The 24759-nt window shown below is 40.9% G+C and carries 20 protein-coding genes and 1 pseudogene; 13 read left to right on the top strand and 8 right to left on the bottom strand.

Features of this window, described 5'->3' with window-relative positions; all coding sequences use genetic code 11:
- Positions 1–8 precede the first annotated feature (8 nt).
- From B9T29_RS09200 to B9T29_RS09190, 3 genes and pseudogenes are all read right to left on the bottom strand, one after another.
- Positions 9–1139: an ABC transporter permease gene (locus B9T29_RS09200; RefSeq protein WP_086175632.1), complete on the bottom strand. Its 1131-nt coding sequence runs from the start codon at positions 1137–1139 to the stop codon at positions 9–11.
- Positions 1140–1141: 2 nt separating this feature from the next.
- Positions 1142–2092: pseudogene (locus tag B9T29_RS09195) on the bottom strand (HlyD family secretion protein); the annotation flags it as partial.
- Between the two features lie 241 nt (positions 2093–2333).
- Positions 2334–3755, bottom strand: coding sequence for a TolC family protein (locus tag B9T29_RS09190; RefSeq protein WP_228146588.1), 1422 nt, complete (start codon positions 3753–3755; stop codon positions 2334–2336).
- Between the two features lie 421 nt (positions 3756–4176).
- Here B9T29_RS09190 and serC point away from each other — a divergent pair, with 421 nt between their 5' ends.
- A complete protein-coding gene (gene serC / locus B9T29_RS09185) occupies positions 4177–5256 on the top strand; it encodes a 3-phosphoserine/phosphohydroxythreonine transaminase (RefSeq protein ID WP_086175629.1) in 1080 nt (359 codons plus the stop codon).
- Positions 5231–5410: a hypothetical protein gene (locus B9T29_RS16285; protein WP_171264011.1), complete on the top strand. Its 180-nt coding sequence runs from the start codon at positions 5231–5233 to the stop codon at positions 5408–5410. The genes serC and B9T29_RS16285 overlap by 26 nt, the downstream gene beginning before the upstream one ends.
- Positions 5411–5900: 490 nt before the next feature.
- Here the strand turns inward: B9T29_RS16285 and B9T29_RS09180 are convergent, their stop codons facing one another.
- The gene (locus B9T29_RS09180; protein WP_086175628.1) at positions 5901–6830 is read right to left on the bottom strand and encodes a hypothetical protein; all 930 of its coding nucleotides are present in this window, start codon (positions 6828–6830) and stop codon (positions 5901–5903) included.
- A gap of 271 nt (positions 6831–7101) precedes the next feature.
- Between B9T29_RS09180 and B9T29_RS09175 the strand changes: the two genes are divergently transcribed.
- Both B9T29_RS09175 and B9T29_RS09170 read left to right on the top strand, forming a co-directional pair.
- Positions 7102–7572 carry a YaiI/YqxD family protein gene (locus B9T29_RS09175; RefSeq protein WP_086175627.1) on the top strand — a complete coding sequence of 157 codons (471 nt, stop codon included), beginning with the start codon at positions 7102–7104 and terminating at the stop codon, positions 7570–7572.
- A 12-nt stretch (positions 7573–7584) separates the two neighbouring features.
- Positions 7585–8496: a DMT family transporter gene (locus B9T29_RS09170; RefSeq protein ID WP_086175626.1), complete on the top strand. Its 912-nt coding sequence runs from the start codon at positions 7585–7587 to the stop codon at positions 8494–8496.
- Between the two features lie 5 nt (positions 8497–8501).
- Here B9T29_RS09170 and B9T29_RS09165 read toward each other — a convergent pair whose 3' ends face one another.
- Positions 8502–9071 (bottom strand): PilZ domain-containing protein, encoded by a 570-nt coding sequence (locus tag B9T29_RS09165; RefSeq protein WP_086175625.1) that lies wholly within the window; start codon positions 9069–9071, stop codon positions 8502–8504.
- A 23-nt stretch (positions 9072–9094) separates the two neighbouring features.
- Between B9T29_RS09165 and B9T29_RS09160 the strand changes: the two genes are divergently transcribed.
- The 3 genes from B9T29_RS09160 (at position 9095) to B9T29_RS09150 (ending at position 13538) form a co-directional block, all read left to right on the top strand.
- Positions 9095–10330 carry a lipoprotein-releasing ABC transporter permease subunit gene (locus B9T29_RS09160; protein WP_086175624.1) on the top strand — a complete coding sequence of 412 codons (1236 nt, stop codon included), beginning with the start codon at positions 9095–9097 and terminating at the stop codon, positions 10328–10330.
- Positions 10323–11006: a lipoprotein-releasing ABC transporter ATP-binding protein LolD gene (gene lolD / locus B9T29_RS09155; RefSeq protein ID WP_086175623.1), complete on the top strand. Its 684-nt coding sequence runs from the start codon at positions 10323–10325 to the stop codon at positions 11004–11006. The genes B9T29_RS09160 and lolD overlap by 8 nt, the downstream gene beginning before the upstream one ends.
- A gap of 84 nt (positions 11007–11090) precedes the next feature.
- Entirely contained in the window at positions 11091–13538 is a 2448-nt protein-coding gene (locus B9T29_RS09150) for a DNA internalization-related competence protein ComEC/Rec2 (protein WP_086175642.1), read from the top strand.
- Between the two features lie 22 nt (positions 13539–13560).
- Here B9T29_RS09150 and B9T29_RS09145 read toward each other — a convergent pair whose 3' ends face one another.
- Positions 13561–14529 (bottom strand): lysophospholipid acyltransferase family protein, encoded by a 969-nt coding sequence (locus tag B9T29_RS09145; RefSeq protein ID WP_086175641.1) that lies wholly within the window; start codon positions 14527–14529, stop codon positions 13561–13563.
- A 131-nt stretch (positions 14530–14660) separates the two neighbouring features.
- On the opposite strand from B9T29_RS09145, the gene sppA reads away from it, so the two are divergent.
- Positions 14661–15686 (top strand): signal peptide peptidase SppA, encoded by a 1026-nt coding sequence (gene sppA / locus B9T29_RS09140; RefSeq protein WP_086175622.1) that lies wholly within the window; start codon positions 14661–14663, stop codon positions 15684–15686.
- The gene (locus B9T29_RS09135; RefSeq protein ID WP_086175621.1) at positions 15683–16486 is read left to right on the top strand and encodes an alpha/beta fold hydrolase; all 804 of its coding nucleotides are present in this window, start codon (positions 15683–15685) and stop codon (positions 16484–16486) included. Before sppA ends, B9T29_RS09135 begins: the two co-directional genes overlap by 4 nt.
- Positions 16487–16563: 77 nt before the next feature.
- Here the strand turns inward: B9T29_RS09135 and purN are convergent, their stop codons facing one another.
- A complete protein-coding gene (purN, locus tag B9T29_RS09130) occupies positions 16564–17193 on the bottom strand; it encodes a phosphoribosylglycinamide formyltransferase (RefSeq protein WP_086175620.1) in 630 nt (209 codons plus the stop codon).
- Positions 17194–17202: 9 nt separating this feature from the next.
- Positions 17203–18270, bottom strand: a complete 1068-nt coding sequence (gene purM, locus B9T29_RS09125; RefSeq protein ID WP_086175619.1) for a phosphoribosylformylglycinamidine cyclo-ligase — start codon at positions 18268–18270, stop codon at positions 17203–17205.
- Between the two features lie 134 nt (positions 18271–18404).
- Between purM and cxpE the strand changes: the two genes are divergently transcribed.
- The 4 genes from cxpE (at position 18405) to B9T29_RS09105 (ending at position 24701) form a co-directional block, all read left to right on the top strand.
- Entirely contained in the window at positions 18405–19631 is a 1227-nt protein-coding gene (gene cxpE / locus B9T29_RS09120; protein WP_086175618.1) for a chloramphenicol efflux transporter CxpE, read from the top strand.
- Between the two features lie 9 nt (positions 19632–19640).
- Positions 19641–20345, top strand: a complete 705-nt coding sequence (gene hda / locus B9T29_RS09115; protein WP_086175617.1) for a DnaA regulatory inactivator Hda — start codon at positions 19641–19643, stop codon at positions 20343–20345.
- A gap of 119 nt (positions 20346–20464) precedes the next feature.
- Positions 20465–22279, top strand: coding sequence for a rhombotarget A (rbtA, locus tag B9T29_RS09110; RefSeq protein WP_086175616.1), 1815 nt, complete (start codon positions 20465–20467; stop codon positions 22277–22279).
- 10 nt (positions 22280–22289) lie between these two features.
- Positions 22290–24701, top strand: a complete 2412-nt coding sequence (locus tag B9T29_RS09105; RefSeq protein ID WP_086175615.1) for a CSLREA domain-containing protein — start codon at positions 22290–22292, stop codon at positions 24699–24701.
- Positions 24702–24759: the final 58 nt, after the last annotated feature.

The following is a 24759-nucleotide window of genomic DNA, read 5'->3' as shown; positions in this document are numbered from 1 at the left end:
GCTATTTTTCATGCTTTAACTCCCTTTAAATATTTATTAAGGAAGAAATAGGCAGTAGCAAAATAGAACAGACAATAAATAGCTAATATTGTAAGTGGCAATAATGAAATAGATACGGGACTACCAATCACCCATTGTTCGGTCTGTAACTTGGCATAAGGGGTATAAGGAATAATATTCGACCAAAATTGGGTGAATAGGGGTGCATTGTTCAGCGGTAAAGTCACGCCGGCAAAACTTAAAGATGACCCGCCATAGACGGCAATAAAACCAAAACTTTTGGCCAGATTATGCGTGGCCAAAACTACGGTACTGCTGATAAAGGCATAAGCGCTATAGAGAAGAAATTGGCCCAATAGAATAGGCCAGAGCTGTCCCTGTACAAACCAGCTGCGAAATTCAATCAGCCAGAACATCCATAACCAGGTCCAGAAACTGAAAATCAGCACATAGGTCATATTCTTGGAAAGCAGGGCAAGCCATAAATTTTGCCCACCGAGCCATGTTTTTGCCGTGCCAAATTTCAGTTCCTGTCCCACGGCAAAAGCCACGCAGCAACACAGCAATAAATGTAAAATCGCAGGAATCATGTACGGTTCTAAATAGAACTCATAACTTAGCCCGGGATTAAACAGCGGCGAAATTTTGACATTTGGCGTTGGTGCATCCAGATAAGGAATCTGGTTTTGTAAATATTGCTGACCGCCAAAATCGGCAATCGCTTGTAAGGTGCTGACCAGCATGGTGGATGAAATGCTATTGCCGACACTAAAATAGCTTTGGTTATAGGCAATACTGATTTCAGCATCCTTGGCTTGTACCAAGCGTTGTTCTGCACCTTCCGGAACAGTGATATAACCCCAAATTTTATTTTGATTAAGCAGCTGTTCAACTTGATCCTGGCTGCTGGAAATGCTGTTGATGCTCAGGCTGTGATTCAGACTGGCATGATGGATAATCGTCCGGCTTAGTTCACTGTGGTCCTGGTCAATAATCGCAATTGGCAGATGGCTGGGTTTGCCTTGGGAAAACATGCTGGCGAACAGCACAATCATCAATACTGGGGCAAGTGTGACCATACACAAATCCCACTTATGCTTGAGCAAATAGCCAAGTTCACGCAGTATGCCATGCAGCATGATCAAGACTCTTTGATTTTAAACAGCACGCTCATGCCGACTTTTAAATCTGCAATCGGCTGGGCTGGAGTAAGCTGAATCTTGAAACTGCGAATATCATAGCCACCGGTTTGGCGTGTGGTTTTAATGGTGGCGAATTCACCTTCAGCATCAATTTTTTTAATCTTGAACAGGGCCTTTTTGTTCAATGCAGGAATAAAACCTTCAATCGATTTGGCCTGATAGACCTGTGCATATTGATCTTCACGGATATTCAGGCTGACCCAGAGCTCATCATCCTGAATAATACTGACCACAGGCACACCCATAGCCACCAGTTCGGACACCTTGCCATAGGTTTTAGACACTGTGCCGTTGATCGGGGAAACCAGTTTGGTTTCGGCTTCCAGTGCATTGGCCTCCGCAACGGCGGCTTTGGCAATTTCCACCTGTGCATCTGCGGAAGATTTTTGTTCGGAGGTGCTGCCACGTTTGGCACGTGCGTATTGCTGATAAGAAGCTTCGGTCATTTGCGCGGCAGATTGTGCGGCTGCATGCAGTTCATCACGACGTTGACGTGAAATAACGCCTTCCTTAAACAGGTTGGCTCCACGCTGATAGGTGGTTTGGGCCAAATCCTGCTGGGCTTTCAGGCTTTGCCAGTTGGCATATAAACTGGCGATATTTTCCTGTTGTGAACCGCGGTTAGCGGTGGATTGCAAGGCTAAAGCAGATTGCAGACTGGCCAGAGCCTGCTGCTTTTTAGCTTCCACTTCCGGACTAAACAAGCGGATCAGTTGCTGGCCTTTAAGCACTTTCTGACCATCATGGATATACATTTCTTCAATACGGCTCGGTACTTTGGTACTGATATGAATAGTTTCTGCTTCAATACGTCCTTGCAGCTCAACTTCCTTGGGCTGATAGCTTTTCCATAACCCAAATCCAATTAGGCCTAGAAGCAAGATCAGTATGATGATGCCAACCACTTTCATGGCAGCTGAAGATTTTGAATCTGTATTTTCAGTGGCTTGCGCTTGTTCTGAATAACTGAAAAATCCATCATCTGTGTTGCTTTGCTGTTCAGATGTCTCTTGAGTTTTTTCTTTACTGCTTTGAGCTGAAATAGGGGTAGAAGTTCCTTCTGATGAGGTATTTTCTACATCTTGATCAGGCCTGTTTTGATCTTGAGTCATGCTGTTCCCCCATCAAAAATTAACGAATATAACTGGTATTAGACTGACTGATGTAATTCTGGAATTGGTCAATCGAACCATGACTTTGCAGTAAAGTCGCCAGTGACATGACATATTTATAGGCATTCAGCGCCATCTCACTTTTTAAAGCATTCAAGCTATTTTGTGCATCTATCACCTGGGTGGCCGTTCCCATATCTTCCTTAAAGGATAAAGTCTGAATACGCAGATTTTCCTGTGCAGCCTGAACATTCTGTTGCAGCAGTTGGTGGCTTTGCTGCGCAGCTGAAAGCTCATTGTAAGAGGTGTAAATAATATTTTCGACTTCCTGCTTGGTGCGCTCGGTTAACAGTTGCGATGCATAACGTTGCAGTTCCGCAGCCTGAACATTTTTGTTTTTATCAACGCCTGAAAACAGGTTATAGCGTGCCACTACGCCTATAATCCAGTTTTGCTTTTCATCCAGACTGTATTCTCCAAAGGCAAACAGGTTGGGTTTTTTCGCTGCGCTTTGAGCCTTGACATTGGCATTGGCCAATTGGGTATCCATCTGCATTTTCTGGATCAATGCAGATTGCTCCGGATAGCTTTTTAACAGCGCATTCAGGTTCTGATTTTGGCTGGAATTGACAAATAGGGGCGTGCTCAGTTCGGTAATCTGACTTTGCTGTAACAGGTTATTCAGCTGAAACAGGCTTGATCTTAAATTGGCTGCTGCATTTTGCGTACTACGTTCGGCATTGTTCTTTGCCACTTCAAACTGCATGCGCTGACCTTTGCTGATAAATCCCTGGCGTTCCAGTTTTAAGGCATTACCGTAATGGGTTTGCATGGCATTGAAATTGGACTGACTAGAAGCCAAAAGTTGCCTCTGTAATTGGGCATTAAAATAGGCCTGAATCAGTTCAAAGCGTTGTGTATCTTGCTGTTGTTTGCTATTCAATTGACTGCGCTGTGCCTTAAGACCAGCCATTTCCTTGGCACTTGAGGTCAGGCCGCCGGTATATAAAGGCATTAATACTGAAACGGTAGGGCGGATCACTTGATCTTCCAGAACCACATTAGCCGAGTCGGGGAATAAACCCATACCGCTATGAATGGTTTGATTAAGACCTTGTTTTAAAGGATCGGAAATATTGGACGGAAGGTTTTCTTGATTAATACGATCGTTGATGCCTTGAGAAAGGGTTTGTTCCAGATTGCTTTTAAAAGAATCCAGTGGAATGTCGACTTCATTATGGAAGGAATAGGCACGGACATTTAAATCGACCTGGGGCAGACCTAAACCCTTGACTGCTTCAGCTTGTAACTGTGCGGATTGCTGTAAAGCCTGATTGGCCTGCGTGGTGTAAGAGTCTTTCAACACGCTCTGTTCAGCCTGCACATAACTGATGCTTTCAGCAAAAACCTGCGCTGGGCCAAGCAGGCTGGCCGTACACATTCCAAGACGAAAACCATGTTGTATGAGTAGTGCAATTTTCTTGGCTTGTGCAGGTACATGCAGTGACATCGCTCAGATTCTCAATTCCTTTGTAACAATTATATTGCATAGATTGAATTGTATGTCTAATCAATAAGTTGTTGTATTGTTTAATATGCATTTGTATATCAATCACGTGATTAGATTTTTATTACCGCCTATTGTGGGAGCAATTTTGAAAAGATTAGAAATAAGATGCAGTTGCACCTTTAAGCCTACTGGCAGGGAATGCAAAAGGACTTATTAAAACCAATCTTTATTGAGATTTTGATTTTAAATGTCCGACAGCATTGAAATATTTTCAGGATAATTTACTGCAAGCACCGGCTATCTGTGGTTAAATGCCATCATTTTATTGTGTTTCACTCTGAAAGGAAAAATCATGCGCGCGTACAATTTCTGTGCTGGCCCTGCTGCATTACCGACTGCCGTTTTAGAAAAAGCTCAAGCTGAATTGCTCGATTGGCATGGCAAGGGTCTTTCGATCATGGAAATGAGTCACCGTAGCAGTGACTATGTGGCTGTGGCAGAAAAAGCAGAAGCAGATTTGCGCAAATTGATGAACATCCCGGAGAACTACAAAGTATTGTTCTTGCAAGGTGGTGCTTCACTACAATTCTCTGCCATTCCTTTGAACCTGTTGGGTAAAAACAACAAGGCTGATTATATTCATACCGGAATCTGGTCTGAAAAAGCGCTTAAAGAAGCACAACGTTATGGCGACATCAATGTTGTGGAAGCGGGTACAAGCATTAACGGTAAATTGGCGATTACTGAGCAAAGCACCTGGAACTTGTCTGACGATGCTGCTTATGTACATTATGCAGATAACGAAACCATCGGTGGCCTTCAGTTTGCAGGCATTCCTGAAGTGAATGCACCACTCGTATCTGATTTATCTTCAAGCATTCTTTCAGCACCGATTGATGTGTCCAAGTTTGGTTTAATCTATGCCGGCGCGCAAAAAAATATTGGTCCTGCTGGCTTAACTCTAGTGATTATTCGTGATGATTTGCTTGATCAAGCGAAACCTGAAATTCCAAGCATTTTGAAATATTCTGCGCAGGCGAAGAATGATTCAATGGTGAATACACCATCAACTTATGCTTGGTACTTGTCTGGTCTGGTATTTGAATGGTTGCTTGAAAATGGTGGTGTGGATGCCATTCACAAAGTAAATCTTGAAAAAGCCAAATTGCTTTATGGTTATATCGACTCTAGCGATTTCTATGCTAACCCGATTGCTGAACAAAACCGTTCAATCATGAATGTGCCATTTACCTTGGCCAATGCTGACTTGGATAAATTGTTCCTGAAAGAAGCTGAGCAAAACCATTTGCTTAACTTGGCAGGTCACCGTTCAGTGGGTGGTATGCGTGCAAGTATTTACAATGCTGTACCATTAGAAGGTGTACAGGCATTGGTGAACTTTATGGATGACTTTGCAAAACGCAACGGTTAAAGCCTTAAAACTAAAAAGCCCATCACATGATGGGCTTTTTTATGTATTGAATAAATGTACAGGTATTAAGATGAGCTTTGAAACAGGATTAAAGAATAAAGTGATGCAAAATATAGGCAGACATAAACATGCCCAGTACAAAAAACAGGCATGAGACAGTGTCTAATTCAAAGCGTTTACTCAGGTGATGCTCAACTGAGGGTATATTTTCTTCTTGCACGATTTTCATGGAAATTCTATTCCGATTTATTTATCGTTAATTTATATGGATAGTTTTTATTTTTATCATAAAAAATTGATTAAATAAAGTACTAAATAAAAATATGTAATTAAAATATTGAGTTTATCCGCTGGAATATCCGAGGTTTTGCCAGATTGTTGTCACTGCAAGCTTGTTGTGGAGAAAAGACTTAAAAAGTGTTCATAAAAATATAATAGCGACTGAGGTGATTTAAAATAAACTTTTGAATTTAAAATTGTGGGTAAGTGCATTTTAATTTGAATTTAAAAACATTAAATATAATGTACTGCTGTGGATAAATTTTAATCAGATTAGCTATGCAGATACTTAAAACAAAGACATAAAAAAGCAGCGCCATAGTACAGGGGGATAATCCTGCTATGGCGCTGCCATTTATAAAAGATTATTTTTTAGCGTAAATATTCACTTGAATCCATAAATTGCCTCGAATAAATTGACCAATCTGAAAGTCTTTATTCGCTTCATTCTTGGTTGCAATACGAATCAGGGTAGCTTCCTGATTTTCATCATGAATCAAGGCAACGTCATACAGGGTATATTCCTGCTGCATAAATGACATGGAGGTTTTACCGACAATATTGCCCTGGAACCAGGCTTCATCTTCCTGCCCCATATTTTCGCCATACAGATAGGCCACCATTCTGGAAAAATCGACGGTGACCGGTTCTTTGTCATCTTCCGATTTTGGTTCCCAGGCATCAATCTGTTCTTGTAAATTGGCAGGCGCCACGCCGTTATTGGCGGCAAGAATGTCATTCAAGGCACGGTGATGCTTAATGGATGCCGGATCATCCACCACCAGTTGCTCATGGTCTGAAACGGCTTCCAGTTCATAGGCCCAGGCATTGAGCTGTGCAAGATAGGGTTGATCTTTTTCATAGTGGTCATGATTGACGCTATACAGCGTATCAAAGGCGTACACAATGGTATTGGCCCCCAAGTTTAGGCGCAGTACCGCCTGGGTGTTGGATTTACACGTAATAATCCGTTCAATTGTGGCCTTAACTTTGTAGGGACTTTCAAAACTTGGAAAGGCTGTTTTGACCGCTTGGGGTTTGTTATTTTCAACTGCAATGACTTGGGTCATTTTCACGGTTGCCTGTTTAGGCCCCTGAATAAGCCAGGCGGATGCGTCCATGTCGCATTCTTCTTTACATAAACCCATTGGCATCACTGGTGCATCAAGTGCCAGGCCTAACCACTTGGGCACATCGGTACATGGGTGATCTGTGAGCAGATTCCAATGTTCGACATGACTGCCAAAGTTCTGGTCTTCAATGGTGATCAGTTCCGGTCTATTTTGATTTTTCATATTCACAATTGATGTTGGGTTGTATTTATCTATTAAATCGAGGGTTATTGTTAAATTTCAAGTCAAATGGCTAAATTTAACCATTAAAGTCGCTGAAATGGGCTCAAAATCCTGAATCCGGATGCGATGAAATCTGCAACTGTGCCATGAAAACATGACTAGCTTGGGTAAATATAAAAAAATAGCACATCAGCTGAATCGATTTAGCCATCCTCCTGTTACATGGAATTTGCTAAACTAGGCACTCTTCTTTTTTGACTATGGATGTGGTGTGCTGCCATTTAAACTTTGGGTGGATGCTGATGCATTGCCTAAAATTCTGCGTGAGGTGATCATTCGCGCTTCTGATCGTTATCAGCTGGAAGTCACTTTTGTCGCCAATCAAAATGTGGGTATTACCCCCTCAGTACGGATAAACTCAATTCAGGTCATGAGTGGCGCAGATGCCGCAGATAAAGAAATTATCGAGCGCATGAAAGAGCATGATATTGTCATGACCCAAGATATTCCCTTGGCTGCTCAAGTGATCGAAAAGGGCGGGATAGCCATTCATCCGCGTGGTGAAATCTATACTACTGCCAATGTAAAAGCACGTCTGCATTTACGTGATTTTATGGATTCTTTACGCGGAGCAGGTGTCAATACCGGTGGTCCACCCCCAATTTCTGAACGCGATAAACGCGAATTTTCCAGTTCACTTGATCAAACCATTCAGAAACAGAAACGTAAAACCGCACCGTAATTTGAGTCCATCATGCCGTCAAAAAGCAACATCATGTCCACCTATGCCTTATTGGTGTTTATTTGGGCTACCACGCCACTGGCAATTGTCTGGAGTGTTTCGGACATCCACAGTTTGTGGGCGTTGGCACTGCGCTTTTTCATTGCCTTGCCTTTAGCATTGGGCTTGTTGGTGGTACTGAAAATCAAGTTACCGACCAATGCCATTTCCTTGCATAGTTATGTCGCCGGTGCCTGTAGTTTTATTGGTTCGCAAATCTTTACTTATTTGGCCACGGCCTATTTAAGCTCAGGCATTATTGCCTTGATGTTTGGTTTGGCACCAATTATGACCGGATTGATCGGCCGTTTTGCTTTTAACATCCATTTGCATCGCATGCAGTGGCTGGGGATGTGCATTGCGGTCTTCGGATTGGGTATTATCTGTCTGGGTGGCAGTGAGCATCATGTCCAGCCCATGGGCATAGGGCTAATGCTGATCAGTGTTTTTGTCTATTGCGCATCCATTTTCTGGGTTAAAAAAGTCAATGCACCGCTAAAACCCATGGCTCAGGCAACTGGATCTATTCTTGTTTCTAGCTTGTTTGCACTGTGTATGTTGCCGTTTATCTGGCAGCATGCGCCAGATCATATCCCGAATAGCAAAGCATTGATCGGTTTGTTTTATGCGGTGATTATGGCTTCACTATTGGCGATGTTCTGTTATTTCAAACTGGTACAGAACATTAAGGCAACCACCTTATCGTTGACCACTGTATTGACGCCTATGTTGGCCATGCTGTTTGGTGCGATGCTGAATGATGAAAAATTATCGCTGATGGTTTTTGTTGGTGCCTTTATTTTGTTGTTTGGCCTGTTTGTTTATTTTTACCGTGATCTTAAGGCGAGCCAGAATCTCGCCATCAAGATCAAGTCTAATCCCTAAATTTTTTAATCTTTAGGTTTGCTTACCGTAATACATTCAGCAAGTTTTACCCGGTCTTGTGGGTGTAAGGTAATAAAATAAGCACCGGTACGGAATTTACCGTTCTCTTCTGCACGGCTATAGACTACCTGAGCAGTCGCGGCAATATGGAAGAAATTCTCAGGGTGGCTGAGCGTGACATGAATATACGTTCCTTCCTGAATAGGGCGCTCGCTAAAGAAGCTGAAACCTGTTTCGGAAAAATTAACATGTTCCGGTATTGGTAACATGGATTGTACAATTGCATCGTACAAAGAACCGGTAATAAGGTTTAATTTTTGATTGAATAAGGATAATATTCTAGCAATTTGTTGATCTTTTTCAGTTAATTGTTCTAATTCGTAGTTTACTGCGTGATCAAATTGATCTAATTCTGCGAGTAGTAGAAAATAGCGGGGCAGCACAAAGTTAGGATCATAAGGGTCATTAAGCGCGACATCATCAGAAATAATCTGATAATTAACTCGCAAGGCAGCATCTATACGCGACATAACGCGGCGTTCCATATTGGCGCTTTGATGCTGTAAATTTTCCATAATTATTCCTCGGACTAAATGGTATGTTTAAACCAATCTCGCTGTACATAGGGTTGAGATATACTCGCGCACGGCGTAGTAACCACTTTATTTCTTTTATTGCTCTGGTTTCTATGATCGGTCTCACCTTAGGTGTGGCTGTATTAATTACAGTCTTATCCGTAATGAATGGCTTTGACCGAGAACTGAAAAACCGTGTATTGGGAATGATACCTCAAGCGACTGTTTCTTCAACACAAATATTAACAAATTGGCCAGAACTTGCAAAAAAAGTTGAGCAACATGAGCATGTCAGGGGTGTAGCGCCCTTTACCCAACTGCAGGGAATGCTGACTGCGCAAGGACAAGTCGCTGGAATCATGGTCACAGGGATCGAACCCGAATACGAAAAGAAAGTTTCGATTATCCAAAATCATATGGTTGCAGGCAGTATTGACAGTCTGAAAAAAGGTGAATTCGGCATTGTTTTAGGTAAACAAATGACCGATTCACTGGGTTTGGGATTAAACGACAATATTACTTTGGTACTGCCTGAAGCAACGCCGTCTCCTGCAGGGGTGGTGCCACGCTTTAAGCGCTTTAAAATTGTCGGTATTTTCAGCATCGGGGCGGAAGTGGATTCGATGATGGGTTATATCGCCCTGAATGATGCCTCCACTTTATTGCGCTTACCGGATGGTGCTCAAGGGGTGCGTCTAAAACTGGATGATATTTTCCGAGCGCCTGAAGTGGCTGATGATATTGTTAAGGACTTACCCAACAATTTCTATGCATCAAACTGGACCTATACCCACGGTAATTTGTTTAGCGCGATTCAGATGGAAAAAGCCATGGTCAGCTTGCTGCTGTTCCTGATTGTTCTGGTGGCTGTCTTTAATATTGTATCATCACTGGTGATGGTCGTCACCGACAAGAAATCCGACATCGCGATTTTGCGTACCTTGGGTGCTTCACCTGCAACCATTACCCGAATTTTTATGGTACAGGGTACTATCATTGGCGTGATCGGTACGGTTTCAGGTGCCATTTTAGGGATTATTTTTGCTTCAAGTATTAGCAATGTAATTGGCTGGTTGAATACCGCATTTGGATGGAACCTGTTTGATGCGTATTTCATTAATTACTTGCCATCTTATTTACGTTGGCAAGATGTGCTGGTGATTGTGAGCCTGTCTTTAGTTTTAAGTTTCCTTGCCACGATTTATCCGGCATTACGTGCTGCAAAAACTCAACCAGCAGAGGCCTTACGTTATGAGTAATATTGTCCTCGAAGCCAAAAATATTTCGAAAAGCTTTACCGATGGCAAAACCACGGTCGAGGTGATTAAAAACTTGTCTTTACAGGTTAAAGCAGGTGAGTTTGTCTCCATTGTCGGTTCGAGCGGTTCCGGTAAAAGTACCTTGCTGCATGTGTTGGGTGGGCTGGATGGTCCAACAGAAGGCCAGGTGTTTTTAAATGGCAAGCGCTTTGATACGTTGGGTGAAGCTGAACGCGGTTATTTACGTAATCAGCATCTGGGATTCGTCTATCAGTTCCATCATCTTTTGCCTGAATTTACTGCACTGGAAAATGTGGCCATGCCGCTGATGCTGCGTGCAGGCACCAACTACAAGCAATCTAAGGAGCAGGCAGAATATCTGCTCAATCGTGTCGGGTTGTCGCACCGTATGACGCATAAACCCGGTGAATTGTCTGGCGGTGAACGCCAGCGTGTGGCTTTGGCGCGTGCCTTGGTCGCAAAGCCTGAATTGATGTTGGCAGATGAACCGACAGGTAATCTGGACCGTAAAACGGCAGTGAAAATTTTTGAACTGCTCAGTGAGTTACGTGATGAGTTCAATATGGCGATGCTGATTGTGACCCATGATGAACAGCTGGCTCAAGCTGGTGATTCTATTTTGCATATGCAAGATGGTATTTGGATCGATGCTTAGACACTGATCGATAAATTAAAAAATCAATTGAAGCTCACTTCGGTGGGCTTTAATATTGCACAAAATAAAAAAATTATAATAACAATGATTCAAATGATCTGTATCGGCTGGGTGCTGGGTATTGCAACAATGGGGAAAACTTTTCCACTTTTGCAGTTATGGCTGGTTCCCAGTATTGCTCTGTTTATCCTGACTTTGCTGTTAAAGCTGACCGTGCTCAAACATGTCCAGCGCTTGTATTTTAGGTTTTCGCAGCTTTGCATCGCCTTCTGTCTGGGCATAACGCTGGGCTATCACTATGCGGAACTTCAATTAAATGATCGCTTGCAGTTGCGGGAACAACAGACCGAAGCGGTGGAGGTGATTGGTTATGTTAAAAATATCAATGAATTAGGCGATCATTCAATACAGCAAAAAATCCAGATACTGAATCGGCATACAGAAGTGGTGCAATGGCAGGCATTTTTAAAAAATGCGGCAGATGCAGATTCATCTACCGTATTTGAATTAGGGCAATATTACCGCGTGCATGGTCAGATTTTGCCAGCGCATAGCTATGCAACTGAAGGAGCCTTTGATCAAGAGCAATGGTATATCCAGCAAAATATCATGTCTGGATTTAGAGTCTCTACAATAGAAAAGCTGTCACAACAGCAAGTAGCTGCTTTGGGCTATGGTCAATATCTTAGGCAACAAGGTTCTGTTTCCAATCAGATTCAACTCTGGGTCGAACAACAGCGTTTAGCATTGCGCAATTTTATCAATCAGCAGCCGGTGCAGCATAAAGGTTTAATGCTTGCTTTATTGACAGGAGATAAAAGTTTACTTGACCCTGAAACAGAACAGTTATTTCAGCGTTTTGGCATGAGTCATTTGTTGGCGATCTCTGGACCGCATGTGCTGATTTTTGCCGTACTGCTGTGTTGGAGCCTGCATCAGTTCATCAGCCGTTATCGGCCACAGATTTATTTAAAATGGCCCAAGCAATATCTGTTGATCTGGCCTTTTTGCGCGAGTGTGGCGCTGTACTGTGCATTTGTCGGCTTTGAAATTCCGGCGTTAAGAACGCTGTTGAGCTGTGTATTGATCAGTCTATTTATCTTATTCAAACAAAAGGTTCGACCGCGTAATATTTTGCTGTTCAGTGCATCTATTTTATTAATTTTTGATCCCTTCAGTATTTTATCGGCTGCGTTTTGGCTGTCTTATGGCGCATGTTTTGTATTGTTACGCATTTATCAAACCATGCAGCAGCAAAGTGGTACGGATAAGCTAAAGAGCAGAATTCAAAGCATCAAAATGCAGCTGAAACTTTTGGTTGAATCACAGTGGAAAATATTTTTGGCTTTATTTCCCTTGATGATGCTGTTTTTTAAGCAGATTGCATGGATTACGCCACTGAGTAATCTGTTTGCCATTCCCTGGATTGGTCTGGTGATTGTGCCTTTGGATCTGCTTGCAGCGCTGTGCTATTTCATTGCTGAACCTTTGGGCGGTCTGGTTTTTCAACTCAATGATCTGTGTCTTGCAGCTTTGCTGTGGTTACTGCAACTTTTAGACTGGCTATTTGCTCCGACATTACAGCCCATTGCCATGAATTTTGCCGTATGGCTCAGTCTATGTTTAGGCTTAATGATTCTGTTTTTACCGCGAGCCGTGTTGCCTAAAGCCTGGGCGGTATTGTGTTTTATTCCTCTAGTAACATTAGATACCAGTAAAAATGAGTTTGAATTGAATGTATTGGATGTAGGGCAAGGACAAGCAATTTTTATCCGCGATCAAGATCAGACCCTGATGATTGATATGGGGGGCAACTATGATGAGGCTAAATTTAGTATCGGCAAGCAAATCATTTTGCCCTTTCTATCTGTGAAGGGTGTTCATCAATTGGATCAACTGATTCTGACCCATCTCGATCTGGATCATTATGGCGCTTATCAGTCGATTAAACATGACTTGGCGATCAAGCAGGTCTATTCCAATGAACAAATTGAAATCCCGAGTTCAAGCCAGTTTGATTATTGCCGGCAGGGCCAGCAATGGCATTGGAAAAACCATGTGGATATGACCGTGTTGTCACCCAAAGCTGAAAATTTGGCTTATGCCAAGGCTGAGAAAAATGAAATGTCCTGCGTGATTTATTTACAGGTGAAAAATGCCCAGCCTTATCAGAACTTTTTACTGATGGCCGATGCCGGCTGGCAAACTGAATATCAAATTTTGCAGGATTATCCTGATTTAAAAGTGGATGTACTGGTTTTAGGGCATCATGGTAGTCAACATAGCTCGGCTTATGCTTTTTTAAAGCAATTAAAACCGAAACTCGCGATTGCATCGGCTGGGTTTAATAATCGTTATGGACATCCAAGTAAAATGACATTGCAACGTTTACAGCAGCTAGATATTCCTTTAATGACCACAGTTCAGCAGGGCAGTATTCAATTTACTCAACAGGCCGATGGACAAATGCAATTACATTATGCGCGCGAACATAGGCAATGGTTAAACCGTACAACGCCAAGGCTTCAATAAGATGCCCAATTCTAGCACCTGCTTATCCTTCCAAGCGAATTGTAGTTTGAGCTGCAGTCTCGGCACGGATTTTATCTACCAAAGCTAAAGCCTCTGTTTTATTGAGGTGATACAGTGCATCCAATTCGGGGCTGGCTTTAAAGCGTTTATAGCTCCAATGGTAATGCTCAGGGTAACGACGGATCAGGTTTTCAATGGCTTGAAAAATAATGCCTGTGCCTTGATTGGTATTGACGTTATAGATGCGTTCATCAATTGCTTCAAAATGTAGATCAAAACCCTGATCATCATTACGCAGCGCATATAAAAATAATGTTTTGGCTTTGGTTTTTTGGATCAGTTTGGCACTTAAGTTACTGGTGGCCAAAGGCAGTCCAAAATAAGGAATCATTTCACCACCAACGTTTGGGGTATGGTCTGGCAAAATCACCGTCGTTCCACCTTGTTTTAAAGCCTTAAAAATCTGACGAACGCCAGATTCATCGGTAGGCACTAAAGTTGCCTGTTCGCGGCTACGGGCATTACGGACAAACAGATCGGCCGCTTCATTTTTCACCGGTTTGTACATGATGGTCATTTTGGTAAATTGGGCAAGATAGGCATTCATGATTTCCCAAGTACCAAAATGAGGAACAATTAAAACCACGCCTTTATTTTCGGCAAGTGCATCCAGTAACAGCTGTTTGCCGTGTACGTTGTGAATGCGTGCAAGATTGGCTTTATTGCTGGAACCCCAGATACTGAAGAATTCAAAATAAGACATCAGTTCATTGCGAATGGCTTGAGCAGTAATTTTTTCCCGTTCTGTATCGCTCAGTTCAGGCAAGGCAATATTTAAATTCAGTCGAATGGTTTCTGATGTTTTAGAAATTTTAAGGGCATTGACCAGACCAGCTAAACCACGAGCTATAAATCGAGAAATTTGAATAGGTTGTCGGCTAATAAACTGCAAAAGACGATAGGTTGTATTCTGGGAGCTTCGATCGGTCATTGTTGTATTGTCAATTGCATCATAAATGGAAAAGATAAATTTATTATAAGGGAAAACAGATAATTTAGACAGATTTACCCGGATCAGTGTATATAATGAGTGCAATTTAACTCAACAGTGGATCGTTTTCCATGTCCGATTGGCCACCAAAACCAGAAAATGAAATTCAGAACACACAACATAATAGTCAAAATATAACTGGAAAAGAATGGCATATTTTAGAAAAAGCCGTTTTAGCTTCTGTAGAAGAACAGCGCCGTGCACGCCGTTGGGGAATCTTCTTTAAATGTCTAACTTTTGCTTATATTCTTTTTATTTTAGTGCTACTGGCTAAAAGCTGTAGTACATCTACTGCAGATCCAACAGCAACCACCAGTTCTCATATTGCAGTGGTCGATATTATTGGCACTATTGCTGCAGATAAACAATCCGTAAATAGCACCGATACAGTCAAAGCGCTAAAGAAAGCCTTTGAAAACAAGCAAAGCAAAGCCGTGGTTTTAAATATTAATTCACCCGGTGGTTCACCGGTTCAATCGGATGAAATCTGGCAGGAAATTCAATATTTGAAGAAAGCCCATAGCGATAAAAAACTGTATGCAATCATTGGTGATACCGGTGCCTCAGGTGCATATTATATTGCCTCTGCTGCCGATGAAATTATTGTCAATCCATCAAGCCTTGTGGGCTCGATTGGTGTGATCATGCCGAATTATGGCGTGAATGGTTTAATGCAAAAATTAGGCGTTGAAGACCGCACCATGACTTCAGGTGAAAATAAAGCCATCTTGTCGATGACTCAGCCGGTGGATGCTGCGCAAAAAGCTCATGTGCAAGGGGTGCTGGATAATGTACATGAACACTTTATCAATGCCGTGAAACAGGGTCGTGGTAAAAAGCTGAAATCGACCGATCCTGCAATATTCTCAGGGCTGTTCTGGACCGGTGAGCAAGCAGTGAAATTGGGCATTGCAGACCGTACTGGCAGTTTAAATAGTTTAAAACGAGAGCTGAAAGTAGAAAAAGCAGTCAATTACACCATCGAATATAGTCCTTTCGATTCTGTACTCGGGCGTGTAGGCAGTTCAATGGGGCAGGGTTTTGCCAGCTCAATTTCACAGCAAGTCCAATCTGAACAAACAACAAAATTGCAATGAAACCCGTAATCCACTTTGCGCACGCCAATGGCGTGCCATCGAAGGTCTATCAAAAATTGTTTGATGGACTGAAAGATGAATATGACATTATTTATGTGCCATTGCTTGGACCGGACAAGCGTTATCCCATAGACAATCACTGGAATAGTCTGACCAATCAAGTCATTGATAGTATTGTACGTCAAGCCAAGGGCAGACCTGTTATTGGTTTGGGGCATTCCTTGGGTTCGGTACTGACTTTCCAGGCTGCACTGAAACGTCCGGAATTATTTACACAAGTGATTATGCTGGATCCGCCTTTGATTATGGGCAAAGAGGCGTTAGTGCTACATTTTGCTAAACTTTTCAAGTTAAAGGCACTGGATAAAATGTCACCTGCCGGATTGTCCAAGCGTCGTCGTGATCATTGGGAGAGTCGTGCACAGGCGGCAGAATTGCTTAGGCCTAAGGGTTTTTATCGAGATTTTGATGCTGACTGCTTTCAGGCCTATATCGATTATGCCTTGACGGAAGATAAAGCTCGCGGTGGCGTAGAGCTGACTATTTCCAAGCAGGATGAAGTAAAGGTCTTCCAAACCAATCCTTCGCTTTGGTGGCTGCCACAGCAAAAGCCAAAGCGACCAGTGCACCTGGTGGTACCGGAACAAAGTCCATTTTTACCCCGCAAATTTCCACAGCAGGTCAAAAAGAAATTTGGTATTCCGTTTACTCTGACACCAGGTGGGCATATGTTTCCGCTGGAACATCCAGTTGAAGTTGCTGCATTAATCAAGCAATTAATTCAACAGCAGTCGGCCTAATTTCTGTGCCAGTTGATGAATAAAAACAAAGCAATAAAAAACGCATCCGGGGATGCGTTTTTTATGAGCTAATATCTTTAAAACTTGCAGAATTGTACCGGTTCTTTCATTGCCTGACCGCGATACAGCACACCTTGCGCAGTATGCTGAATTGCTCCTGTACAAATCCATTCCACCACTTGTGGGTAGATCACATGCTCAAGCACATGTACGCGATTTGCTAAAGAAACAGCATTATCATGCAAATTCACTTTCAGTACACCTTGCGCCAGTGCCTGACCTGCATCCAGTTCAGCAGTGACGTAGTGAACCGTACAGCCATGCAATACATCACCTGTGTTGAGTACACGTTGATGGGTATGCATGCCTTTATAGTAAGGCAGTAGGGACGGGTGAATATTGAGCATTTTCCCTTCCCAGTCTTTGACAAACTTGGCACTTAAGATGCGCATGAAGCCTGCAAGAATCACCAGATCAACATCCCAATCCAGCAATTGTTGATGCATCACATCATCAAAGGCTTCACGGTTGGGATATTGCTTATGTTCAATAACCGCAGTTTGAATCCCGGCTTTTGCAGCACGTTCCAAAGCATAAGCTTCAGGTTTATTGGAAATAACACCGACAATTTGGCCTGAAAGATTGGCATCAATCAGGGCTTGCAGGTTACTTCCACTTCCTGAAACAAGGACAGCAATTTTAATCATGCGAAGTACTTATGCAAAAACCACACGGATTTTTTCGTCAGCACCTTCCACTGATTCAGCATTTTCTTGGATATGACCAATTTTCCAAGCTTTTTCGCCTTGAGCAGTTAAAACTTCAATGGTTTTTTCAGCATCCGCAGCGTCGACAGCAATCACCATGCCTACGCCACAGTTGAATGCACGATACATCTCGAACTGTTCAACACCACCTTCTTTTTGAAGAAGTTTAAACAATTCTGGCCATTGCCATGAAGATTCGTTAATTACAGCTTGAGCACCATTTGGAAGTACACGAGGCAAGTTACCTGGTAAACCGCCACCAGTGATGTGCGCCATGGCATGAACATCAACTTCTTTAAGCAACTGAAGAATAGATTTAACATAAATACGTGTAGGTTCCATTGCAGTGTCTGCTAATGGTCGACCATCCACGATTTGTGTTAAATCAACATTTTTTACATCAAAGATTTTACGAAGTAGAGAGTATCCGTTTGAATGAGCACCTGATGAAGCAACTCCAATCAAAATATCTCCCGCTTTGACTTTAGAGCCATCAATAATCTTGCTTTGCTCAACAATACCTACACAAAAGCCTGCTAGGTCATAGTCTTCGCCTTCATACATGCCTGGCATTTCAGCAGTTTCACCACCGACTAATGCACAGCCTGCAAGCTCACAACCTTTACCAATACCAGTCACTACGTTTGCTGCTACGTCAACATTCAGATGACCAGTTGCATAGTAATCGAGGAAGAATAATGGTTCAGCACCACATACAAGAAGATCGTTGACACACATTGCAACCAGGTCCTGACCAATTGTGTCATGACGGTTCAAATTCAATGCCAAACGTAATTTTGTACCAACACCATCTGTGCCAGATACGAGAACAGGTTCTTCATAACCTTTAGGGATTTTACAAAGTGCACCGAAACCGCCTAGTCCGCCCATTACTTCAGGACGAGAAGTACGTTTTGCGACAGATTTGATACGATCGACGAGTAAGTCGCCCGCCTCAATGTCGACACCTGCATCTTTATAGCTTAAACCAGTGTTAGGGGAAGTTGAGTTGCTCATAATGAAGTCTCCGCATTCGCGCCGCGATTATACCCGAATATACGAAACTCTTATGTTATTTATGCACTAAAATGCTATCTTTATTAAAATATTTTACTGTCTAGAACAAATAAACCGAAAAAAGGCGAGTTTCTATGGTCGACCGCACTTCACGACGCATTTTTATACTTGCAGCAATCGCATTTATCCTTTGGGTTCTGTATCTGCTTAAACCGGTGGTATTGCCTTTTATAGGGGCATTTTTAATTGCTTATTTATTCAGTCCATTGGTGGATAAATTACATAAAATTGGCTTGCCAAGATGGCTAGCAATTAGTGTGGTTTTTATAGGGATTGGGGTCGTAGTGACTTGGGCAATGTGGTATCTGGCTCCATTGGTCTGGAAACAGCTGATGTATGCTAAAACCAGCATTCCCGCAGGCATTCACTGGTTGAACTATACCGTCCTGCCTTGGTTGTCTCATACATTTAACCTCGCACCGATGGAAATCGATACCGAGCAGATGTCCTCAGCAATTATGGACTATATTCAAACCAATTACAGCGCAGACAGTGTTCAAGCACTGGTGCTAAAAGTCGCCCAGTCTGGCCTGAATTTTATTCAAATTGGTGGAACCATCATATTAATTCCAATCATTGCCTTTTATTTTTTGCTGGATTGGGATCGTATGCTGGACAGTTTCCGCAGATTGATTCCCCGCCCATATGAAAAGGTAACCTTAAATATTGTAAGTGAATGTCACAGTGTTTTAGGTGCTTTTGTCAAAGGTCAATTTCTGGTGATGCTTTTGCTGGGCGTGGTCTATGCAGGGGGCTTGCAAATGATTGGACTTGAAGTCGGTCTGATTATAGGCATGGTTGCAGGTCTGGCCAGTATTATTCCTTATCTGGGTTTTGCTGTGGGTATTATTGCGGCAGTTATTGCGACAATGTTCCAATTTGGACTGGACTGGATGCAATTGCTCTTGGTCGGTGTAGTATTTATGATCGGTCAGGCTGTTGAAGGGTATATCCTGCAACCTTTCTTATTGGGCGATAAAATTGGTCTGTCTCCTGTCGCTGTGGTGTTTGCTGTATTGGCTGGTGCCCAGCTTGCGGGATTCTTGGGCATGTTGATTGCTTTGCCAGTAGCCGCCATCATTGTGGTGCTGTTACGTCATGCGCGTGAGTGCTATGAAAAGAGTCGTATTTATGGGCAACCTCAAGTGGTGATACAGAATGCAGATATCGGATCGGTTTCAATTGAAAGCGAGCAGGTGAATGTTGATGTAGAGCTAAAAGATCAGCCTGTAAAAAATCTGCAAGATGCTGAAAAATCGAGTAAGATTGGACTGATAGATAATAAAGAATCTGAAGGTTAAAGCTCATATATGCGTCAACTGCAATTAGATATTGAACCTCAACTGGATGCCAGAATCAGCGATTTTTCTGGGCCGGGATGGGGACATGTTATTGATGCAGTTCGACAATTACATGCGGGTTTAATGAACCGCTTTTATGTATATGGTGGTGCAGGATCTGGCAAGAGCCATTTACTTTCTGCTATTTGTGATTCTTATCTGGAAATTGGCAAGTCGGCAATTCAGGTTTCACTGCTTGAATTGCTGGATGCACCCACTGAAGCGATTACTTCATTAGATCAATATGATCTGGTGGCATTAGATGATATTGAGGCGATTAGTGGTGTTCCACATTGGCAAAAAGCAGTCTTTCATTTAATTAATTACAATAATGAAGGCGGTGGGCAGTTGGTCTTTTCTTCCCGAGTGGCACCGATTGAATTAAAACTTGAACTACCAGATTTACAGTCACGTTTGACCCAGGCAGTCAGTGTTAAAGTACCATCGGGAAGTTTATATGCTGACCGCTATGCACTGGTCACCTCAGTGTTATCACGCCGCGGAATTCATATAGATCAACAAATTATCGATTATTTACTGGTGCATGGGCCTCATCAGACTTCTATTTTATTGCAAACTTTAGAACAACTGATTCAACTGTTAAAAGGTGAGAAGACCAAAATTAGTCATGCAAATTTGAGACAAATTTATGCCTTGATTGATGAATATCGGTAAACAATAAAAAATCTTGAGAAATTATTCAAGCTGTGACAAAGTACAGCAAAATAGTTCGATGTTGCAGGGAATGTGCAACTTAAGAATAAAAATATATAAAAGAATACAAGGAGAAAGGTATGCTCAAACGGAGCATAGGTATAGGGATGTTATGCGTTGCAGGACATGCTTATAGTGCCGATATTATCGTGAATACTACAGAAGATATTACCAAAGATGACAAGGAATGCTCATTACGTGAAGCAATAGAATACGTTAATCGGGGAATGCCTAAGGAAGGTTATAATGGTTGTGGTGGGGAAAATTCTACCTCATCAATTCTTTTGGAAAAGAAAGCTAATTATAAAATTACTTCAAAGTTACCTATTAAAGCCGAATTAACAATTAAAACCACTTATGAAACGAATGTGAATGAAGATGCTATTCCCGGTTTAAATAATGCAACTATTCAGATGACTGGGAAAGATCAAATCTTTTATATAGATGATGCTGATGCTGAGAAAAGATTTACTGTTAATTTAAAAGAAGTAAATTTAGCAGGTTGTACTGACCAAAATTGTGCTCAAAATGGCGGTTTAATTTATAACAATGAAAGCTTGTACTTAGATTATGTCAAATTATCAGGTGGTTATGCTGAACAAGGTGGTGCGATTTATAATGTAGCTATAAATACTGCTCATCCAGCATTTGCCAGTTATATAGAAATCAGTAATAGTTTAATCGTAAACAATCACGCAGATGAAGGTGGAATCATTTACAGTCAAAAGCCTGGGTTTAAAATTATGAACACAGTCTTTTCCGGGAATGAAACACGTTCTAATACTTCTGCGAATATTTATTCAGCTCAGCAACTTGAAGATACAGAAATTGCTGCATTTCCATTCGTTAAATACACTATATCAAACAGTACTTTTTTTAAGAATATAGGTACTGTGGCGAATGTAATTGATGGTATGGGATTAAATAACTTAACGATTGTCGCAAATACTGCTGGTTTAATATTTAATGCGGCGCGAGAAAAAGCTTATTTAAGTAATAGTATCCTTTTAGGAAACCCATACCCAGTTACTGGGGGTCGTTTAGACTGTCGTTTTAATAATGATCATAGTTTTTTATTAAATAATGTTGTTTCCCAAGATTGTGGTAGTGGGGCAGCAAATTATCAGAATGAATTTTGGACAGGTACTCAATTATTTGCAGGAAATGACATAGAAGGAAATTGTTTATCATTGAAAGATGATGATCAGTCAATTTTATGTCCATATAAACAGTCTGAAAATAGTTTCCTGGGTTATTTCCGTCCACGTATTTTACTTTCCTATTCAAGCCTTGCTAATTCTTTAATCGTGAATAAAGGGCGAGCACGAGTAACAAGTTCAGATGTATATATCGGATGCGAAGGTTCTGATCAACGTGGTAAAAGCAGAGATGTAGAAGCAGAAAATTGTGATCGTGGGGCTATTGAAATTGTTGTACCCGCCACAATTGGTTTGGTGGGTAAGGATTTGTTGATTGGGCAAGTTGCTAAAATTTCTATTGCCGATATGTTGGGAGATAGTGATCCTATACCCAAAGAAGAATGTGACAAAATTTACCCGGAAAATCAAACTGGTGAGCCATGGAAAGATGGATGTTTAATGATTGTGCAAACACAGACTCCTTCTAAAGGAAAACTCACAATTGATTTGGATGGGAATCTGGTATATACCCCAAATGGTGCATGGCGTGGGGCTGATATTTTCACGATTCGTGTTGTAACTTCCTCTACTCGCTTTAATAAAAGTAAACCTTATATGGAAGTAAATGTACAAATTGTGCAGGAAGCTGAAAATAACATGGAAGATAAATCAGTTAAAACTTCCGGCGGTTCATTTGGGATTTTTAGCGTAATAGTGGTCTTGGGTTTATTTGGATTGCGTCGCTTTAAAAAATAAGGATATAGCCATGAAAAATTATAAGAAAGGATTACTATGCATAATGGTTTTGTCTGCGATACCATTAATTGCAGCAGAGAATAAGACAATTTATGTGAATACATTTGATGATGAAGATAATATAAACGCTGATAAATGTTCATTGCGTGAGGCAGTTCAAGCTGCAAGTTTAAATAAAGCTTATGGTGGTTGTAGTGCTGGAAACACACTAAATGGTCAAAAAGATATTATTCAACTAGAAGCTGGAGAATATAAATTAGAAAAAGAAATTAATCCCACAAGCCAAATCATTATACAAGGAAAATCTCCAGCAGATTGGGGTAAAAAGAGTCCTTTAACAAATGATTATCCACTTATGGGGAAATTAGTAAGTAAAATTAGTGGGCAAAATAAGACCCGTCTCTTTAATACGTTAGGAAGTGAATCTGCATTAACACTTCTGGATGTAGAGCTAACAAAAGGCTATTCTAAAGGGGATGGGGGAGCTTTATATGTGGCTGGTCCATTATTTATGGATAATAGTGCAATTACAGCATCTAAATCAGAAAAAAGTGGTGGGGCAGTTTATTTTGTTGCGCAAAATTCTGAAAAGTCTCTATCACTTAATCACACTTTAGTAGAAGGAAATAACGCTATTACTGGCAGTGTTCTGGCTATGGACTGTACAGCAAATTTAATTAAAACCAAAGCTAATATCAGTATTACCAATAGCAGTATTGTCACAAATGGAAATTTGAATAATAGTTCAAGTACTTTAGATTTTTGTGGTTATGTTGTGGCAAATTTAAGTGCAAATACTATCGCAAAAAATATTGCTAGTAGTAGCAATAGTTCAATTATTAATAATGTAGACTCTACTGGGCATCCTTTAAGCTCATTATCCTCTTTGATTTTAAACAGTAATACGATAGTAGAAAACACAGCAAATAATATATTGTATTATGATGAAAATGGTAATAAAAATTTAAATTTTAATGTACTTGCTTATAATGTGGGAGAGTCTTGTAGTTATACAAGTTCTAAAAATATAGCTCTAAATAATATAGATATGACCGCAGTTAATAATGCAGTAGAATTAAATGGAGTGAGTAAGTGTACTTTACCTGATCCTGCTAGCAATAATGGAAGTACAAGAAATATTGCTAATAATATAGACGTTTCAAACATTAGTATGATTTCAATATTATCAAGTTATCAGGAAGGTTCAGACTATAATTTGTATTTACCGTTATATTATCCAAAAGATAATAAAACAAATACTGATCTAGTGGATGTTTTAGCAACAGGGTGTAGTGAAGTTGATCAAAGAGCAATTGAACGTGTTACTAGTTCAACTTTAGTATTTAATCCTACGTTAACCAATAGCTGTGATATTGGTTCTGTAGAAATGATGCATCTTACTGCAGCCGATATTGGAGATTTGATTAATAGTTCTGCTGTGATTACTATTAATGCTTTGCAAGCAGATTATGAACAATTAAAAGCATTGGTGAATAATAAAGATACTGATCCTGATTATTTAACGATGTATAACGATGATTTAAATAAGGCAGAAAACCTGCTTAAATATACAAAACAATATCAGCAATATCGTACTATTTATGTTGATCCTTTTAAGCTTGCACTACCAGATGAAGTAGAAGTTACCGGGGCTGGTGCTAGACAACTTAAAGCCCTAAATAGTGATAATTATGAAATAACTGCAGAAGCTCAAGGGGTAGGTGACCTTAATGGCTCACAAAGTGGTATAGATTTATCAAGTATTAAAGTTGATACAAATTTAAAATGTGAATGGAAGCCAGACCTAAAAAGAATCATTATGTACCGTTTAGACGGTAAAGAAACTGTAGCTTCAAAGGCAGAATATTGTAAGTATACGATTCTAAATAAAGCAACAGGTATTTCATCTTCAGGGATTTTACAGGCACGCTTTACTAACATTGCACCTATTGCAAATGATGATACTTATTCTATTAGTCCAAGTTCTAACTTAGAAATTACTGTTAATCCTTTGGAAAATGATAGCGATGATGGAGATGGTTCAACAACTCATTTATCAACTGCTAAAAAATCATTTTATTCTGATAAAGAAATTGGTGAAATTCCGATTCATATTGAGAAATTACCAGCAGGCTTAACCTTAACTGCAGAACGACAAGGTCCTTGTCCTGGTAGTCATGCTGGCGAGATATGTTATGGTGGAAAATTACATTTCGCAGTTAAAAATAATTTAAGTCGATTTGATTATCCGGTGACTTATAAAATATATGATGCTGAGGAACTGAGATCAAATACTGCTACTATCTTTTTGATGAACACTGTTGAAAATACCAATACATCATCAGGTGGTGGTTCATTTGGAATTTATGGGATATTTGTTCTAGCAAGCTTAGGTTTATATCGACGTTATCGAATGAAATAATAAAAAGCCGCTGATTTCAGCGGCTTTTTTATGAGTTTAATCTTTTTCAATAATATCA

Source organism: Acinetobacter sp. ANC 3903 (assembly GCF_002135315.1).
In the GTDB taxonomy this organism is placed as follows: domain Bacteria; phylum Pseudomonadota; class Gammaproteobacteria; order Pseudomonadales; family Moraxellaceae; genus Acinetobacter.
The sequence above is the reverse complement of the archived record's forward strand: the minus strand, read 5'-3'. Positions and strand labels throughout refer to the sequence as shown.

Excerpts from the sequence above, each read along its gene's own strand:
- cxpE (WP_086175618.1), top strand. The coding sequence starts at position 18,405 with ATGGTCGACCGCACTTCACGACGCATTTTTATACTTGCAGCAATCGCA.
- B9T29_RS09160 (WP_086175624.1), top strand. The coding sequence starts at position 9,095 with ATGTTTAAACCAATCTCGCTGTACATAGGGTTGAGATATACTCGCGCA.
- lolD (WP_086175623.1), top strand. The coding sequence starts at position 10,323 with ATGAGTAATATTGTCCTCGAAGCCAAAAATATTTCGAAAAGCTTTACC.
- sppA (WP_086175622.1), top strand. The coding sequence starts at position 14,661 with ATGTCCGATTGGCCACCAAAACCAGAAAATGAAATTCAGAACACACAA.
- B9T29_RS09135 (WP_086175621.1), top strand. The coding sequence starts at position 15,683 with ATGAAACCCGTAATCCACTTTGCGCACGCCAATGGCGTGCCATCGAAG.
- B9T29_RS09170 (WP_086175626.1), top strand. The coding sequence starts at position 7,585 with ATGCCGTCAAAAAGCAACATCATGTCCACCTATGCCTTATTGGTGTTT.
- B9T29_RS16285 (WP_171264011.1), top strand. The coding sequence starts at position 5,231 with ATGACTTTGCAAAACGCAACGGTTAAAGCCTTAAAACTAAAAAGCCCA.
- B9T29_RS09180 (WP_086175628.1), bottom strand. The coding sequence starts at position 6,830 with ATGAAAAATCAAAATAGACCGGAACTGATCACCATTGAAGACCAGAAC.
- B9T29_RS09200 (WP_086175632.1), bottom strand. The coding sequence starts at position 1,139 with ATGCTGCATGGCATACTGCGTGAACTTGGCTATTTGCTCAAGCATAAG.
- B9T29_RS09150 (WP_086175642.1), top strand. The coding sequence starts at position 11,091 with ATGATTCAAATGATCTGTATCGGCTGGGTGCTGGGTATTGCAACAATG.
- purN (WP_086175620.1), bottom strand. The coding sequence starts at position 17,193 with ATGATTAAAATTGCTGTCCTTGTTTCAGGAAGTGGAAGTAACCTGCAA.
- serC (WP_086175629.1), top strand. The coding sequence starts at position 4,177 with ATGCGCGCGTACAATTTCTGTGCTGGCCCTGCTGCATTACCGACTGCC.
- purM (WP_086175619.1), bottom strand. The coding sequence starts at position 18,270 with ATGAGCAACTCAACTTCCCCTAACACTGGTTTAAGCTATAAAGATGCA.
- B9T29_RS09190 (WP_228146588.1), bottom strand. The coding sequence starts at position 3,755 with ATGTGTACGGCCAGCCTGCTTGGCCCAGCGCAGGTTTTTGCTGAAAGC.
- rbtA (WP_086175616.1), top strand. The coding sequence starts at position 20,465 with ATGCTCAAACGGAGCATAGGTATAGGGATGTTATGCGTTGCAGGACAT.
- B9T29_RS09145 (WP_086175641.1), bottom strand. The coding sequence starts at position 14,529 with ATGACCGATCGAAGCTCCCAGAATACAACCTATCGTCTTTTGCAGTTT.
- B9T29_RS09105 (WP_086175615.1), top strand. The coding sequence starts at position 22,290 with ATGAAAAATTATAAGAAAGGATTACTATGCATAATGGTTTTGTCTGCG.
- B9T29_RS09165 (WP_086175625.1), bottom strand. The coding sequence starts at position 9,071 with ATGGAAAATTTACAGCATCAAAGCGCCAATATGGAACGCCGCGTTATG.
- hda (WP_086175617.1), top strand. The coding sequence starts at position 19,641 with ATGCGTCAACTGCAATTAGATATTGAACCTCAACTGGATGCCAGAATC.